Annotated in this window: 12 protein-coding genes; 4 read left to right on the top strand and 8 right to left on the bottom strand. The window is 43.8% G+C overall.

All coding sequences use genetic code 11. The features are described 5' to 3' along the window. Positions 1-22: 22 nt before the first annotated feature. Complete coding sequence (locus tag FD723_RS22760; protein ID WP_179067391.1) at positions 23-847, bottom strand: phytanoyl-CoA dioxygenase family protein; 825 nt, start codon at positions 845-847, stop codon at positions 23-25. Positions 848-886: 39 nt separating this feature from the next. Continuing rightward, positions 887-1291 (bottom strand): tetratricopeptide repeat protein, encoded by a 405-nt coding sequence (locus tag FD723_RS22755; RefSeq protein ID WP_179067390.1) that lies wholly within the window; start codon positions 1289-1291, stop codon positions 887-889. Positions 1292-2043: 752 nt separating this feature from the next. Here FD723_RS22755 and FD723_RS22750 point away from each other — a divergent pair. After that, complete coding sequence (locus tag FD723_RS22750) at positions 2044-2262, top strand: DUF4327 family protein (protein WP_012407469.1); 219 nt, start codon at positions 2044-2046, stop codon at positions 2260-2262. A gap of 45 nt (positions 2263-2307) precedes the next feature. On the opposite strand, the gene FD723_RS22745 is transcribed toward FD723_RS22750, so the two are convergent. From FD723_RS22745 to FD723_RS22735, 3 genes are all read right to left on the bottom strand, one after another. Continuing rightward, complete coding sequence (locus FD723_RS22745) at positions 2308-3591, bottom strand: FHA domain-containing serine/threonine-protein kinase (RefSeq protein WP_179067389.1); 1284 nt, start codon at positions 3589-3591, stop codon at positions 2308-2310. A 187-nt stretch (positions 3592-3778) separates the two neighbouring features. Further along, positions 3779-5782, bottom strand: a complete 2004-nt coding sequence (locus tag FD723_RS22740; RefSeq protein ID WP_179067388.1) for a serine/threonine phosphatase — start codon at positions 5780-5782, stop codon at positions 3779-3781. Between the two features lie 253 nt (positions 5783-6035). Further along, a complete protein-coding gene (locus FD723_RS22735; protein ID WP_179067387.1) occupies positions 6036-6830 on the bottom strand; it encodes a basic amino acid ABC transporter substrate-binding protein in 795 nt (264 codons plus the stop codon). 135 nt (positions 6831-6965) lie between these two features. On the opposite strand from FD723_RS22735, the gene FD723_RS22730 reads away from it, so the two are divergent. Then, complete coding sequence (locus FD723_RS22730; protein ID WP_179067386.1) at positions 6966-8168, top strand: PLP-dependent aminotransferase family protein; 1203 nt, start codon at positions 6966-6968, stop codon at positions 8166-8168. 170 nt (positions 8169-8338) lie between these two features. Here the strand turns inward: FD723_RS22730 and FD723_RS22725 are convergent, their stop codons facing one another. The 3 genes from FD723_RS22725 to FD723_RS22715 all read right to left on the bottom strand — a co-directional run bounded on the left by FD723_RS22725 (position 8339) and on the right by FD723_RS22715 (position 10576). Beyond that, complete coding sequence (locus FD723_RS22725) at positions 8339-8962, bottom strand: J domain-containing protein (protein WP_179067385.1); 624 nt, start codon at positions 8960-8962, stop codon at positions 8339-8341. A 225-nt stretch (positions 8963-9187) separates the two neighbouring features. Then, a complete protein-coding gene (locus FD723_RS22720) occupies positions 9188-9799 on the bottom strand; it encodes an ATP-dependent Clp protease proteolytic subunit (RefSeq protein ID WP_179067384.1) in 612 nt (203 codons plus the stop codon). A 114-nt stretch (positions 9800-9913) separates the two neighbouring features. Then, entirely contained in the window at positions 9914-10576 is a 663-nt protein-coding gene (locus tag FD723_RS22715) for an ATP-dependent Clp protease proteolytic subunit (protein ID WP_179067383.1), read from the bottom strand. Positions 10577-10814: 238 nt separating this feature from the next. On the opposite strand from FD723_RS22715, the gene FD723_RS22710 reads away from it, so the two are divergent. Beyond that, entirely contained in the window at positions 10815-12071 is a 1257-nt protein-coding gene (locus tag FD723_RS22710; RefSeq protein WP_179067382.1) for a VWA domain-containing protein, read from the top strand. Next, positions 12068-13348 (top strand): VWA domain-containing protein, encoded by a 1281-nt coding sequence (locus tag FD723_RS22705; protein WP_179067381.1) that lies wholly within the window; start codon positions 12068-12070, stop codon positions 13346-13348. Before FD723_RS22710 ends, FD723_RS22705 begins: the two co-directional genes overlap by 4 nt. Positions 13349-13353 lie beyond the last annotated feature (5 nt).

Genomic DNA, 13353 nt, shown 5'->3' with positions numbered 1-13353 from the left:
TGGGTTATCATGTATTAATAAATTAGCCTTGTCCTGGCTTGTAAAATCTCTTTTCTGGGGGTTGATACCATTCTTCCAAATTTGTTGGAACTAGGGCATTATATCCAAGTATCTGCTTTATTTCTTCCGATAAATGGGTTGCATAATCATATCCAAAATATCGAGGTAAATCCAACTGTTGTTTGACAAAAGGCTTAGTAAAACACAGTGTAAGAGCGCGTCTGGGGTCATCCGTCTGATTGGTTCCTGCCGCGTGCCAAAGGTTCGCATCAAAAAGAACGATGCTACCACTTTTTCCCACAGCCCGACTGGAATTTTCGTAGAATGATTTTTCCGATGGACGATCAGCTAGATAATGTCCTCCATTCATAAAGTAAGTTGCACCGTTTTCTAGTGTGAAATCATCTAGCATAACAATCATCTGAAGCATCAATTTTAGGTTTCCTGTGAAACTGCGAACATCTCGATGAATATTCAAAAGATAAGAAGGATGATTCTTAAGATTATTTACACCACCAAAAATATTCAAAATGTAATTGCCACCAAAGTAATGTATTATGGTTTGTTTCAAATACATTCTTTCTAAAAATTCCATAAAGCTGTCACCCAACCCCAAGAGGTGATTAATCGTCCCATCAGTATTTTGTGCTACACCATTCTTGATTTGAATCTGACGAGCTATTGCATTTGCTTTATCGAGGTCTAGCCTCAACCTTTCAACTAATTGCTCATCAACAATATTCTCAAATAATACCCATCCTTGTTTTTCAAGCTCTTTCCCTACTAATACAGATGAAGAAAGATAAGTTTCATCATTAGCATACTGATTTGAAGAATGGGAAGACATATCATACTACCTCTAGAGGTTAACCAATTCGCCCCATTTTTATTGAGCGGGGATGCCCTTTTCCTCTCGCTTCTTAATCTGTTCCAATACAACTTTGTAATCTTGCCGATCAGGGTGCAACTTCACCAGCTTCTCCAAAGGTTCCATCGCACCTTTGGCATCCTTCAATTGCAACCGCAGCACAGACAGTTTCTCTAAAGCAAGTTGGTTTTCTGGTTCCCGTTGTAAAACCAACTCGTAGCCCCGTACCTGTTGCTGTAATACTGACTCAGGAGAAATAGACGCAGTTATTGGCTGAGTTTGATTAGCATGTTGGATTGCTGGAATGATTGCGAACACCGTAGAACCAAAAAACGAGAACATCGACACAATCGTGACAATCTTTTGTCGCCGCTGAATCTGCTTTCTGCGGGAAATTAGGTATTCTTCATCTGAACCAGCCATGCCTCACATACTTGCTGCGGTAAACACTTAGGTCTCAGCAAGCCTCCCGTTCTGAGGATACCCACTTGCTCAACAGAAACTAACATCTTGGCTAGAAATTTTTTACATAAACTTTAAATGCTGACTCTGAAGACGAGGGAACTTTATAGTAAGCCCATGCTGTAACGACAATTTTGCCATACGTAGTTTACCGCCGTAGGCATCACCTTCATACTTTCAAGCAAAACCCTACAAGTCTTATTCTCTGAGCAGAACATTAAAGTTATATGAAGATTTGCGATGATTCTGCCTAATGCCGGATGTTTGCGATATTCTGAATAACGTTTGAATAAACAGTAGACATTTCTACTCAATTCCAAATTTCCCTTGCCAGTCGATAAATCTCAAACTAGCCCGTGTCCGATGGGTCGTTCAATAAGCACACATATTTTTTGTGATTCAAACAAATAAAATTTTTCCAGTCGTCCTTAGTCACACTACTTAGTGCAACTTCCCAGACGACTAGTTGTTTTGGCCAGAATTCACAATAGATATCTTACGAAAGGACTACTTGGTGAAATTGGAGTTTTGTGGTGGTAATTACCGTACAAAACCGAATTTACCAGTAACTTAGTGGAGTTTGTTATGGTATAGTTAGAAAGTTAAGACTAGCTTTGCCAAAATTACACCACTCTACGGGCCGGCAACAATTGCAGAATGGGAAGCAGTTTTAATTAAGCATTTACCAACAAAATCAGAATTCAATCGAGGTTATGACTCAGCAAGTGATTCACCCAATGGTGAAATTGCAGCGCAACGTGCAATCACTCATAGAATCGAATATTATCAAGCCAAGCGATAGCATCTGGAAAATCGCTTTGCTCTATGGTAATGAATGGCAGCACTGGAAACAGGAATTGCTTGACTTTGGCTTTAGTATGCAAGACCCAGTTAGCGAATTGCTAGCTGTAGAAACTTGGGATGAGGAATAGTGAATGGGGAATAGTAATTTTTACATATTCATCACTCCCCACTCCCTAAACTTTACAAGCAGCTAAAGCCGCAGCTAATTCCTTTGCAGTTTGATAGCGATCGCGTGGCAATGGTTCTGTAACGCGATCGATCGCATCTCTTAATTGGGAGCTAATGGTGGGAACTTTTGCCACATCAAACCTGAAGTTTCGCCCCCGCTGGCGGTAATACTTGAACGGGTTTTCGCCTGTGAGCAGAAAAATCAGCGTTGGGCCAACTGCATACAAATCAGATTGAGTTAAAGGTTGTCCTCGTTCTTGTTCAGGAGCGCAGTAGCCTTCTGCACCAATTCGAGTACCGGGCGCTGTGCCAATTTCCTTAACTGCACCAAAATCTAGTACCACTATGCGATTTACCGAACCTCGCACCATTAAGTTGGCGGGTTTAATGTCGCGGTGAATCAGTGGAGGCTCTTGGCTATGAAGATAGTCTAAAATATCGCAGGTTTGGATCATCCAGGCGATCGCTTGGTTTGGTGTCACTGGGCCAGTGGTATAGACACGTTTTTCTAAATCTTGTCCGTGGATTAGCTCCATTGCCAAGTATTTTTTTCCGTCTTCTACAAAGAAATCGTAATACTTGGGAATTCCCGGATGGTTAAGAGATTTGAGAGTGTACGCCTCTCGCTCAAATAACTCTTGAGCTTTGGCAATTCTGGCCATATCAGCATTCATTTGCTTCAACACCAGCAGTTTTGGTGTACCTGCAATCAAACCAGCCTCATCCCAAGCCAGATAAGTAGTACCCATCCCTCCTTGTCCGAGAGTTTGCAACACCTGATAATGGCGAATCATCTGTTGCACTGAGAGAGGTTGACCGCAGTGAATACAAAATAAATTATTTGGTGAGTTGCCTTCGTGCGTGCAAGTGTAGGATAAATTTGCCGGATTTTTTGCTGAGTACAGTGTCTCGGCGGCATTTTCTTCTGTTGCTGGTATTTGTTGCGATCGCACACCAGTTTCCAATACTGTGACATCCTGAATTTGGAATTGCAGTATTGGACCTCCCTGTGCCAGTTGCAAAAGGGAATTATCCGGTAATGGACTTTGAATTACAAGGATACCGTTGAGAAAAGTCCCATTTGTACCTTGACTAATCAGCTGCCAAGTACCGCCATTGCTATGAGAACCGATTTGTCTAAGTTCTAAATGATGCCGCGAAACTAAACTATCATTTAAAACAACGTGATTATCTGCCGCTCGACCAATCCGAATTATGGAAGAGTTCTCAAAGCACCACTGCTGGAGGGGCGTTTTCTGTTGCGGTTCTAACAGGGTCAGACTAACCACAATACAACCTACAAGGTAAATGGATTAGGGATTGGGCATTGGGAGTGCTGAGTGCTGAGTGCTGAGTGCTGAGTTAAGAGTTAAGAGTTAAGAGTTAGGAGTTTTGTGTATCTCCTTGTCCCCTCATCTCCCTCATCTCCCTCACTCCCTCATCTTCCCATGCCCCATTCCCTATGCCCATTTATGATTAACTTTCTAGATTTGGGCGTACTTTTGCCCGAATTAGTATACCAGTAATGTTGTCATGACCATTGTATTGGTTTGCCAACTCAATTAAGTCTGTAACACCTCGTTCTAAGTTAGCGCCAGAACTAAGTAAGGGTTCTAAGTGAGTCTGCCAGTGGGTTTCTAGTAAATCATTATCTGATAAACCGTCCGATGCCAATAGCAGAAGAGTATCTTCATTGATGTCAAAAAAGCCGACATCGGGATCAATCGAGTTTTCATCACGAGGCCCCAAGGCTTGGGTGAGTTGGTAGGCATCTGGGCGGGCGTAAGCTATGCTTGCTTCCACTCCGCGCGTAATTTCTCGTTGCCCAACTTCGTGGTCTACTGTGACTTGTTCTAATCCCTGTTTGCGTGTCACGCGATAGAGACGGCTATCTCCCACATGAGCAACTGCTGCTTGAGTATCTTGAATTAAGAGCATTACCAAAGTTGTACCCATACGCCCAACTCCAGAACGGGCATCTTGTTGGTTGAGTTTGTAAATCGCCTCATTAGCTAAATACACTGCCTCACGAATGCTATCTTCTGTTGGTAGTTGGTTGGCAATCCAGTGTTCTTGAAAGTATTGCCGTAGGGTGTTGACTGCTAACTCGCTGGCTATTTCACCACCAGCATGTCCACCCATGCCATCACAGAGAATATATAAACCATGCCCTTCCAAGACCCGACTTTTGGGAAATTCCAGCTTGTGAATTTTGGTTTCAATGCCAAAGCAATCTTCGTTATGATGACGTTGACGCCCTACATCTGTGCGTCCTGAATCTTCCAAACTACTTAACTGCATCGCCAGCACAACAGTTGGCAAATCATCAGTTTTGCTAATGATATCTTCTGGCTCATCTGATTGCGGGATGGTGGGCACAGCAGTATCTTTCTCCTTTATTGGGGGCAAAGTTGCATTTCCTAATGCTTCTAGTTCAATAGAGATTTCTTCCAAACGCGATCGCAATTGTGCGATCGTCTCAATCTTGCCTACATCTAAATCCCCCAACATCTGGACTACAGAGCCAAATTGAGTGCGTTGAGACTGTCTAAATAATGCTTGCCAAACCCGTCCTAAAGCTTGGATAGCTAACGGTTCCTCTGGAATAGCAGATGTTTGGACTTGGGCATCTTCTGGCGACTCCGTGGCAGGCTGAGAATTGGATGATTCCACATATAACCTTTGTAGCGCCAGCGTTTGGTCTTCATCCAGCCGCAAATTCGACAATTCTAAAAGGCTTTGACGACAATTTACTGGTTCCAGTGCTGCCCAAAGTTGGGTCATTTCATAACACCAGTGTAAAATTTTTAACGAACTCGTTGTTTCTTGTTGCCACAGGTCAAGTAAATACTGCCAATTCGAGCGATCTTCGATTATTACTACCTGTATATCATCCTGCTGCCAGGCATCGTGAATCGGCGGTATCCCCGGCTCACCTTGGGATTGTAAGGCAATATAAAGTTGGGCAAGGTGAGGAATTCCACTTGCTTGTGCTGATGGCATTAGCAAATCTGATTGCTGGCCTGCTAGTATGGCCTCAATTGGTGATATTTGATACGGCTGGCAGTCTAGAACTCTCACACCCACATCACTAATAGTGTCAGTTTCAGTTTGGGCAGGTAGCGGATCTAACAATTGATAGCGCTCTTGGGAGTCTAAATAGGAGCCTAATGCAATCTGAGAACTAGGGGATAGAGGAGATAAAGAAGATATTTCTCCCTCATCCTCCACATCTCCCTTATCTGCCTCATTCCCCACATCCCCCTCTACTCCTAAAGCTTTGTCAGTTGTTTCCTTAGCAATAATTGCCCAAAACACTGTTCCACATTCCGTATCACAGTTATGACAACGTAACGCATTCACAGGTACATCATCAGTACTGCATTCAGGACAGACCTTGTGAGTCAGGGACGTGCCACAGTTTTGACAGAATTTGTTGCTATTGGGGTTTTCAAATTTACACTGAGGGCAAATCAGCATAGTGGAAGTTCCTTTATTCCCGTTCCAAGGTGCTTCTAGCCACTAAGATCCAAGGTGCCACAATTGGCTGTCCCTGACTACAGTAAATTGTAGTTTATCAATAAATTTTGGTGGCAGTATTAATTGTGACGCATATTAGATAAATATTTCATATATTGGCAGTTAATTCCTTATAGATAGGGGAGATGAGAGAGCAGGGGGAGAAGAGTTTTCCCCTCCGCCCCCCGCCCCTCTGCCTCTTTTCAATGCCCTATTACCAAGAATCTGGCAATTGTGGAGGTTCCGCGTTAAACCATTTTTGATAAATTTGCTTATAAGTACCATTGGATAACAAAGTCGCTATACCTTTGTTAATTGCATCCAAATGAGGAGAGTCTTTAGGTGTAGCAATCCCGTAGTATTCTTCAGTCAGAAGGTCGGCAACAACTCTGATGCCTTTGAGTTTGCCATTTTTAATCGCATACAAAGTAGCGAAAGCATCGCTAACCACCGCATCTACGTTGCCATTGAGCAAGTCTTGGAAGAATTCTGGCCCAGAATTAAAAGTACTAATTTTGGCGTTGGGGATGGTTTTGGCAAAATCTGCCCCAGTGGAACCAATTTGGACAGCGATTTTTTTGCCTTTGAGACTGTTGAAGTCTTTAATATTTTGGTTGTCTTCGCGTACAGCGATCGCTAATCCAGCTTTAAAATAAGGTCGGGAAAAAGCAATTGTTTTCAGTCGTTCTGCGGTAATCGTGATTCCGCTAATTGCTGCATCAACTCTTTTGGCTTGCAAAGTCGAGATCATGCCATCAAAGGGCAGACTTTCAAACTGGACTGCAAAACCTGCTACCTTCGCAATCGCATTCATCAAATCAATATCAAAACCTTCTAACTTACCATCAGCCTTCTGAAATTCAAAAGGGACAAAGGTGGGGTCTGTGGCTACCTTGAAAGGTTTAGCATCTGAGTTAGTAGTGGGATATAAATTATGACAGCCAATAATCAGTAGCAGGCAGCCTAAGCTGAGAATTAGCTGCTCCCACTTGAAGTTAATTAATTTCACTATAGTAATTTTGTTCTAGCAATCAATAATTTACGATACTTGTGATGATGTTATAAGAAATAATACATCCGTATGACTTTTCGCTAATTGCCTTTTTATGTGTTCTGTATTCTGACTCCCAATTTTGAATTGCTTATGGCTTCTACCACTTCTGCTTACCAAATTACTGATTTATTCGCCGAACGAGCGAGAAAAATTGCACCACCAACTTACGGCACTGAGTTAACCAAAATTATTACTGTTAGCTTTGCCTACGGTTTAGCTGACCCAATTCTCTTTCCCCATGCCGATTTGGCTACTGCAAGTGCGGCTGTGCTGGCAGAAGAGGCTCCGATCGCTCTCAATTACGGCCCACCTTCAGCGCAATTGTATGAGCAAATTATCCTCCGCTTGCAGGCTCAAGGAATCCCTGCCGATCGCGATCGCTTGATTATTGGCTACGGTTCCGGTCAGATTCTCGGTTTGCTACCAGATGTATTTATTGAACCTGGTGATGTGGTAATTGTGGAAGGCCCAACCTTTTTGGGAGTAGTTAGTAGATTTGTTCAGGCTGGCGCACGCCTAATTACCATTCCTGTAGATGAAATGGGAATGAATGTAGACGCCCTAGAAGAAACTTTGAGCGATTTAAAAAAACAGGGCATTCGACCCCGGTTTATTTACACTATCCCCACTTTTCATAATCCCACGGGCGCTACTATGCCGTTATTTCGCCGCCAAAAATTGGTAGCATTAGCGGCTGAATATGGAGTTTTAGTGGTGGAAGATGATGCTTATAGCGATTTGCGCTTCCAAGGAGAAATAGTGCCCTCCCTAGCAAGCCTTGACAAGGAAGGATGGGTTTTATACGTGAGTACCTTCTCGAAAATTATTGCGCCTGGTATCCGCTTGGGCTGGGCTTGTGGCGATCCAGCAATTATTGAGCGGTTGGCAATGTTCAAAAGTGAGGGGCCTGTGGGGCCATTTGTCAGCCATGTGGTTGCCCGCTACTGTGCTACAGGCAAACTAGATCATCACATTCAGGAGCTAATTGCCTGTTACAACCATAAGTGTAATTTGTTGTTAGAAGCGATCGCTCAAGAGTTTCCCAGTGATGTAGTTGCTTTGCGACCAGGTGGAGGCTTTTTTGTTTGGTGTAAATTGCCACCACATATCAGCGCCAAAGCACTCCTAACTGCTGCCAATGAACATGGCATCAGCTTTCTGCCAGGAACTCGTTGCTACGCCAATGGTCAGGGAGATGATGCCATCAGACTAGCTTTTAGCTTTCAAACAACAGAGAAGATTGTCGAAGGAATTGCTGTTTTGGGAAAAGTCTTGCGTGGATGGCGAAACTAATTTTGGATTTTAGATTTTAGATTTTGGATTGAAGATAATTCGTAACCTCGTTCCCAGTCTCCGACTGGGAATGCCCTTTGGAAGGCTCCTGCCTTCCGTCTAAGCAGCAGAACCGCAACAAAAAGCATTTCTTTCTTAGACATGAAAACGAGATTGAAAAGTTTGTAACCTTAAAAAATTTGTTCTAAACGTTGAAAATCGCGCTGGACTTCATACCAGAGACTTTTATTATGGGGGTCTGTCTTCAGAGCTTTTTTGAGATAAATTCTGGCTTTGAGTAGCTGTTTTTCCGAAATTAACGCCCGTCCCCAAATTTGATAAGCGATCGCTAGCCATTGGCGAACTTCTGCATCTGTTGACAACCGATCTGCTAAAGCTTCCGCCAGAGCGATCGCTTGCGGAAATCGTCTTTCTTGCAAAAATCGCTGCAATTGCTCATAAGTCTTCCACTTCAGCCGTTCTTCTATTTCCAACAGATTAGGCGGCTTTGGTTTCCCTGATTCTTGACTTGTCACCGTTGTTACTGGTGTTTTCTGCCGCTGCGTTGCCTTGGCATCATCACGCCCAGATGTTGACACTTGACTTGAATGTGCAATAGTTTCCTCTGGCAGTACTACTGTCAGCAGGAGTTTGTAAGCCTCTGTTAAGGCAATAAATTTATCTTTGGCTTTGTTGTCATCTGGGTTGATATCGGGATGATATTGCTGCGCCAGTCGTCGATAAGACGCTTTGATGTCAGCAAAAGAAGCTCCCGACCTTAAACCCAATAAACGGTAGCAATCTCCAAGATCCATCTTGAGCTATGAGCTATCGAATATGCAGCTAGAGGCTATCAGCTATCAGCTTTATGCCTGAACTATTAATAATAAGGGCTAATTTGCTTTTTTAAAGTTCAATGTTGACAGTTTGTTTAAAGAAGGGAGTTGGGAGTGGGGATTGGGAACTGGGATTTAGAATTCTTTCCCTACTCTCCTTGCTCCCCCTGCTCCCTCATCCCCCTATTCCCTACTCCCTATTCCCTACTCCCCAGTTATTACCGAGGTTCGTTCTTCAATCACACGGTCGATTAAACCGTATTCTTTTGCTTCTTCGGCAGACATGAAAAAGTCACGATCCATATCTTTTTCAATTTTTTCTATGGTCTGACCTGTTTTATCGGCATAGATGCCATTAAGCTGGTGACGAATCCGTAGAATCTCTCTAGCTTCAATTTCGATATCGGTTGCTTGTCCACGGGTGCCACCTGAAGGCTGGTGAATCATAATCCGTGAGTGAGGCAATGCTAGCCGTTTGCCTTTGGTGCCAGCTGCCAGCAGGAAAGACCCCATTGAAGCAGCTAAACCTACGCAAATAGTTACTACATCTGATTTGATATGCTGCATGGTGTCAAAAATCGCCATGCCAGATGTAACCATTCCACCGGGGGAATTGATGTATAAATAAATATCTTTACCTGGATCGTCTGAATCCAGATACAGCATTACAGCAATAATTTGATTGGCGATTTCATCATCAATATCTCGCCCCAAGAAAATAATTCGTTCCCGGTAAAGGCGATCGTAGATGCTAATCCAATCTGTATATTGCCCACCGGGCATCCGGTAAGGAACTTTAGGAACGCCTATAGGCATAACTTACTTACTCCGTTTTTAATAATTTAGGGCGGCAAGAGAGTTAGAAATAACTCATAACTCCTATACAGACGCGATTAATCGCGTCTCTCAGCACTCAGCACTCAGCACTAACTAGAGGACACTGGCAGGGAGTGGGGGATTTGCGAGTTCTTCTTTTTCAAAAACTCGGTCAATTAGCCCGTATTCCTTCGCTTCATAGGGTGTTAGATACAACAGCCGATCCATGTCTTTAGTAATTTTTTCTGGGGCTTGTCCAGTGGTGCGATGTAAGATATCAACTAACGCCCCTTTATTTACCAAAACTTCCCTGGCGCGAATTTGAATATCCGTTGCTTGACCTTGGGCGTAGCTCTTGGGCTGATGCAGGATAATTGAGGAGTGAGGCAAACTAGCACGGCAACCTTTTGTACCAGCACTGAGTAACATTGCTGCCATACCCATCGCGGAACCGACGCAGATGGTATGGATAGGAGGCTTGATATATTTCATGGTGTCATAAATGGCGAAGGCTTCGGTTTCAAAGCCAATGGGTTCGCCACTGTAACCGGAAGTGCCGGTGGAGTTGATATAGATTTTAATCGGTTTTTCCGGGTCGTCGGATTGCAAAAACAGCAATTCGGCCACGATTAATTCGGTGACAGCAGGCACCAGTGGCATCCCAATATAGACAATTCGCTCCTTCAATAACAGGGAAGGTAAATCTGGCGGCGGTGTCCGGTAAAAGTTATCGCCGTAATATGGGGCTTGAACAGCCTTAATTGGGGAAATGTCCATAGCAACTGATCGCCTGAAACTATGCCGTTAACTGTAATACATCCTAGCGCGATGCACGCTTCCCTCAAGGTGCGGATTTCTCCCTAATGCTGAAGGCGGCTTTGCATCTGCCAATGCTTGGCTTCTAAGATATTCTGATTATATTAGTGTATTTGTGTTAGATAGGTTTTCCGTAGAGTTAAAGTAGTGCTTTGAAGTTATTTTTTAAAATGTATATCCTGAATAAGGACTTTGAGTTATGAAGGTTAGCTTGCAGCCTGCCTTGAATGATGGTAATTTGGACGCGAATCAACTGAACAGTCAACGTCAGTTAGGAGTTTCGATTTCGGCGATCGCAGAAAATCAAGACCGCCATGTACCCCTGAATTTATGCTTAATTCTCGATCATAGTGGTTCAATGAATGGGCGATCGCTAGAAACGGTCAAAAAAGCAGCGAATCGTCTGGTAGATAGACTCAATCCTGGCGATCGCCTGAGTGTTGTAGTTTTCGATCACCGTGCCAAAGTCTTAGTATCCAATCAAAGTGTCGAAGATCCAGAGAAAATTAAACAGCAAATTAATCGGCTAGCCGCCGATGGTGGAACTTCCATTGATGAAGGACTGCGCTTGGGGATTGAGGAGTTGGCGAAAGGAAAAAAAGATACTGTTTCCCAAGCTTTTCTCTTAACCGATGGGGAAAATGAACACGGTGATAACAATCGCTGTTTAAAATTCGCTCAATTGGCTGCTAGCTATAACTTGACTTTGAACACTTTGGGATTTGGTGACAATTGGAACCAAGATGTTTTAGAAAAAATTGCTGATGCTGGTTTAGGTACTTTATCTTATATTCAAAAACCCGAACAGGCAGTGGAAGAGTTTAACCGCCTGTTCAGCCGTATTCAAACGGTAGGATTGACTAACGCTTATCTGTTATTCTCTCTAATGCCAAATGTCCGGCTAGCGGAACTCAAACCGGTTGCTCAAGTTTCCCCAGACACAATTGAGTTACCACTGCAACAAGAAGCTGATGGACGTTTCGCTGTGCGGTTGGGAGATTTAATGAAAGATGCAGAACGGGTAATCTTAGCTAATATTTATTTGGGACAATTGCCAACAGGTGAACAAGCGATCGCTAATGTGCAAGTCCGCTACGACGATCCATCTGCCAACAAAGTAGGTTTAGTTACACCAAATATCCCAGTTTACGCCCATGTAGTGAAAAATTACCAAGCAGACCTAAATCCCCAGGTGCAACAGTCTATTTTAGCATTAGCAAAGTATCGCCAAACCCAGCTAGCCGAGACGAAATTACAACAGGGCGATCGCTCTGGTGCAGCGACGATGTTACAAACGGCTGCAAAAACTGCCTTGCAAATGGGAGATACTGGGGCAGCGACGGTGTTGCAAACTTCTGCCACCCAACTGCAATCTGGTGGAGATTTATCGGAAAGCGATCGCAAGAAAACCAGAATTGTCTCCAAAACAATTTTGCAAGATACCCCTCCCCAATGAAAGTTAAATTGCTCTCGGCATTAAATGACAATAATGTTGATGTGGCTCAAACAAGTAGCCAACGTCAACTAGCAATAACGATTTTTGCGATCGCTGGTGAGCTTGACCAAAATCTCCCCCTTAATCTCTGCTTGATTTTGGATAGAAGTGGTTCCATGCATGGACACCCAATTAAAACGGTGATCCAGGCGGTGGAAGGATTAATTGATCGCTTAAAAGTAGGCGATCGCATCTCAGTTGTGGCTTTTTCTGGCACTGCGGAAGTCATTATCCCGAACCAAGCGATCGAAGACCCCGAAAGCATCAAATCTCAAATAAAAAGCAAACTGACTGCTAGCGGCGGCACTGCGATCGCTGAGGGTTTGGAACTGGGAATTACAGAACTGATGAAGGGGACAAGAGGCGCTGTTTCCCAGGCGTTTTTGCTGACAGATGGGCATGGTGAAAGCGCTTTGCGGATTTGGAAATGGGATATCGGGCGAGACGACAACAAACGCTGTCTCAAACTGGCACAAAAGGCTGCCAAGCTGAACCTAACGATCAACACTCTCGGATTTGGTAATAGCTGGAATCAGGATTTGCTAGAAAAAATTGCCGATGTCGGTGGTGGGACTTTAGCCCATATTGAGCATCCTGAACAAGCTGTAGAGCAATTTAGCCGACTGTTTGGACGGATTCAATCGATTGGGCTAACTAATGCCTACTTGCTGTTATCTCTAGTGCCCAATGTCCGACTAGCAGAATTGAAACCCATTGCCCAAGTTGCCCCAGATACAATCGAGTTACCAGTGGAATCCGAAGCCGATGGTAGCTTTGCTATCCGTTTGGGAGATTTGATGCAGGATGTAGAAAGGGTAGTTTTAGCGAACATTTATCTGGGACAATTGCCAGAAGGTAAACAAGCGATCGCTCATCTGCAAATCCGTTACGATGACCCATTGGTTAACGAAGAAGGTTTACTTTCGCCCTTGATGCCAGTGTATGCAGATGTAGTACGGGCGTATCAACCGACATCTAATCCCCAGGTGCAACAGTCCATTTTAGCATTAGCCAAGTATCGCCAAACCCAGTTAGCCGAGGCGAAATTGCAACAAGGCGATCGCACTGGTGCAGCCACGATGTTGCAAACAGCCGCCAAAACCGCCTTACAAATTGGAGATAAAGGTGCAGCGACAGTGTTGCAAACTTCCGCTACTCGTCTGCAAGCTGGCGAAGAACTTTCGGAAGCAGACCTCAAGAAAACTAGGATTGTATCAAAGACTGTTTTACAAGAATAGTAAAA

The sequence above is a fragment of the Nostoc sp. C052 genome, from assembly GCF_013393905.1.
In the GTDB taxonomy this organism is placed as follows: domain Bacteria; phylum Cyanobacteriota; class Cyanobacteriia; order Cyanobacteriales; family Nostocaceae; genus Nostoc.
This window is presented reverse-complemented; position numbering and strand designations above follow the sequence as displayed.

Coding starts and splice junctions, on each gene's coding strand:
- FD723_RS22760 (WP_179067391.1), bottom strand. CDS start 847: ATGTCTTCCCATTCTTCAAATCAGTATGCTAATGATGAAACTTATCTT.
- FD723_RS22755 (WP_179067390.1), bottom strand. CDS start 1,291: ATGGCTGGTTCAGATGAAGAATACCTAATTTCCCGCAGAAAGCAGATT.
- FD723_RS22750 (WP_012407469.1), top strand. CDS start 2,044: ATGACTCAGCAAGTGATTCACCCAATGGTGAAATTGCAGCGCAACGTG.
- FD723_RS22740 (WP_179067388.1), bottom strand. CDS start 5,782: ATGCTGATTTGCCCTCAGTGTAAATTTGAAAACCCCAATAGCAACAAA.
- FD723_RS22730 (WP_179067386.1), top strand. CDS start 6,966: ATGGCTTCTACCACTTCTGCTTACCAAATTACTGATTTATTCGCCGAA.
- FD723_RS22725 (WP_179067385.1), bottom strand. CDS start 8,962: ATGGATCTTGGAGATTGCTACCGTTTATTGGGTTTAAGGTCGGGAGCT.
- FD723_RS22720 (WP_179067384.1), bottom strand. CDS start 9,799: ATGCCTATAGGCGTTCCTAAAGTTCCTTACCGGATGCCCGGTGGGCAA.
- FD723_RS22715 (WP_179067383.1), bottom strand. CDS start 10,576: ATGGACATTTCCCCAATTAAGGCTGTTCAAGCCCCATATTACGGCGAT.
- FD723_RS22710 (WP_179067382.1), top strand. CDS start 10,815: ATGAAGGTTAGCTTGCAGCCTGCCTTGAATGATGGTAATTTGGACGCG.
- FD723_RS22705 (WP_179067381.1), top strand. CDS start 12,068: ATGAAAGTTAAATTGCTCTCGGCATTAAATGACAATAATGTTGATGTG.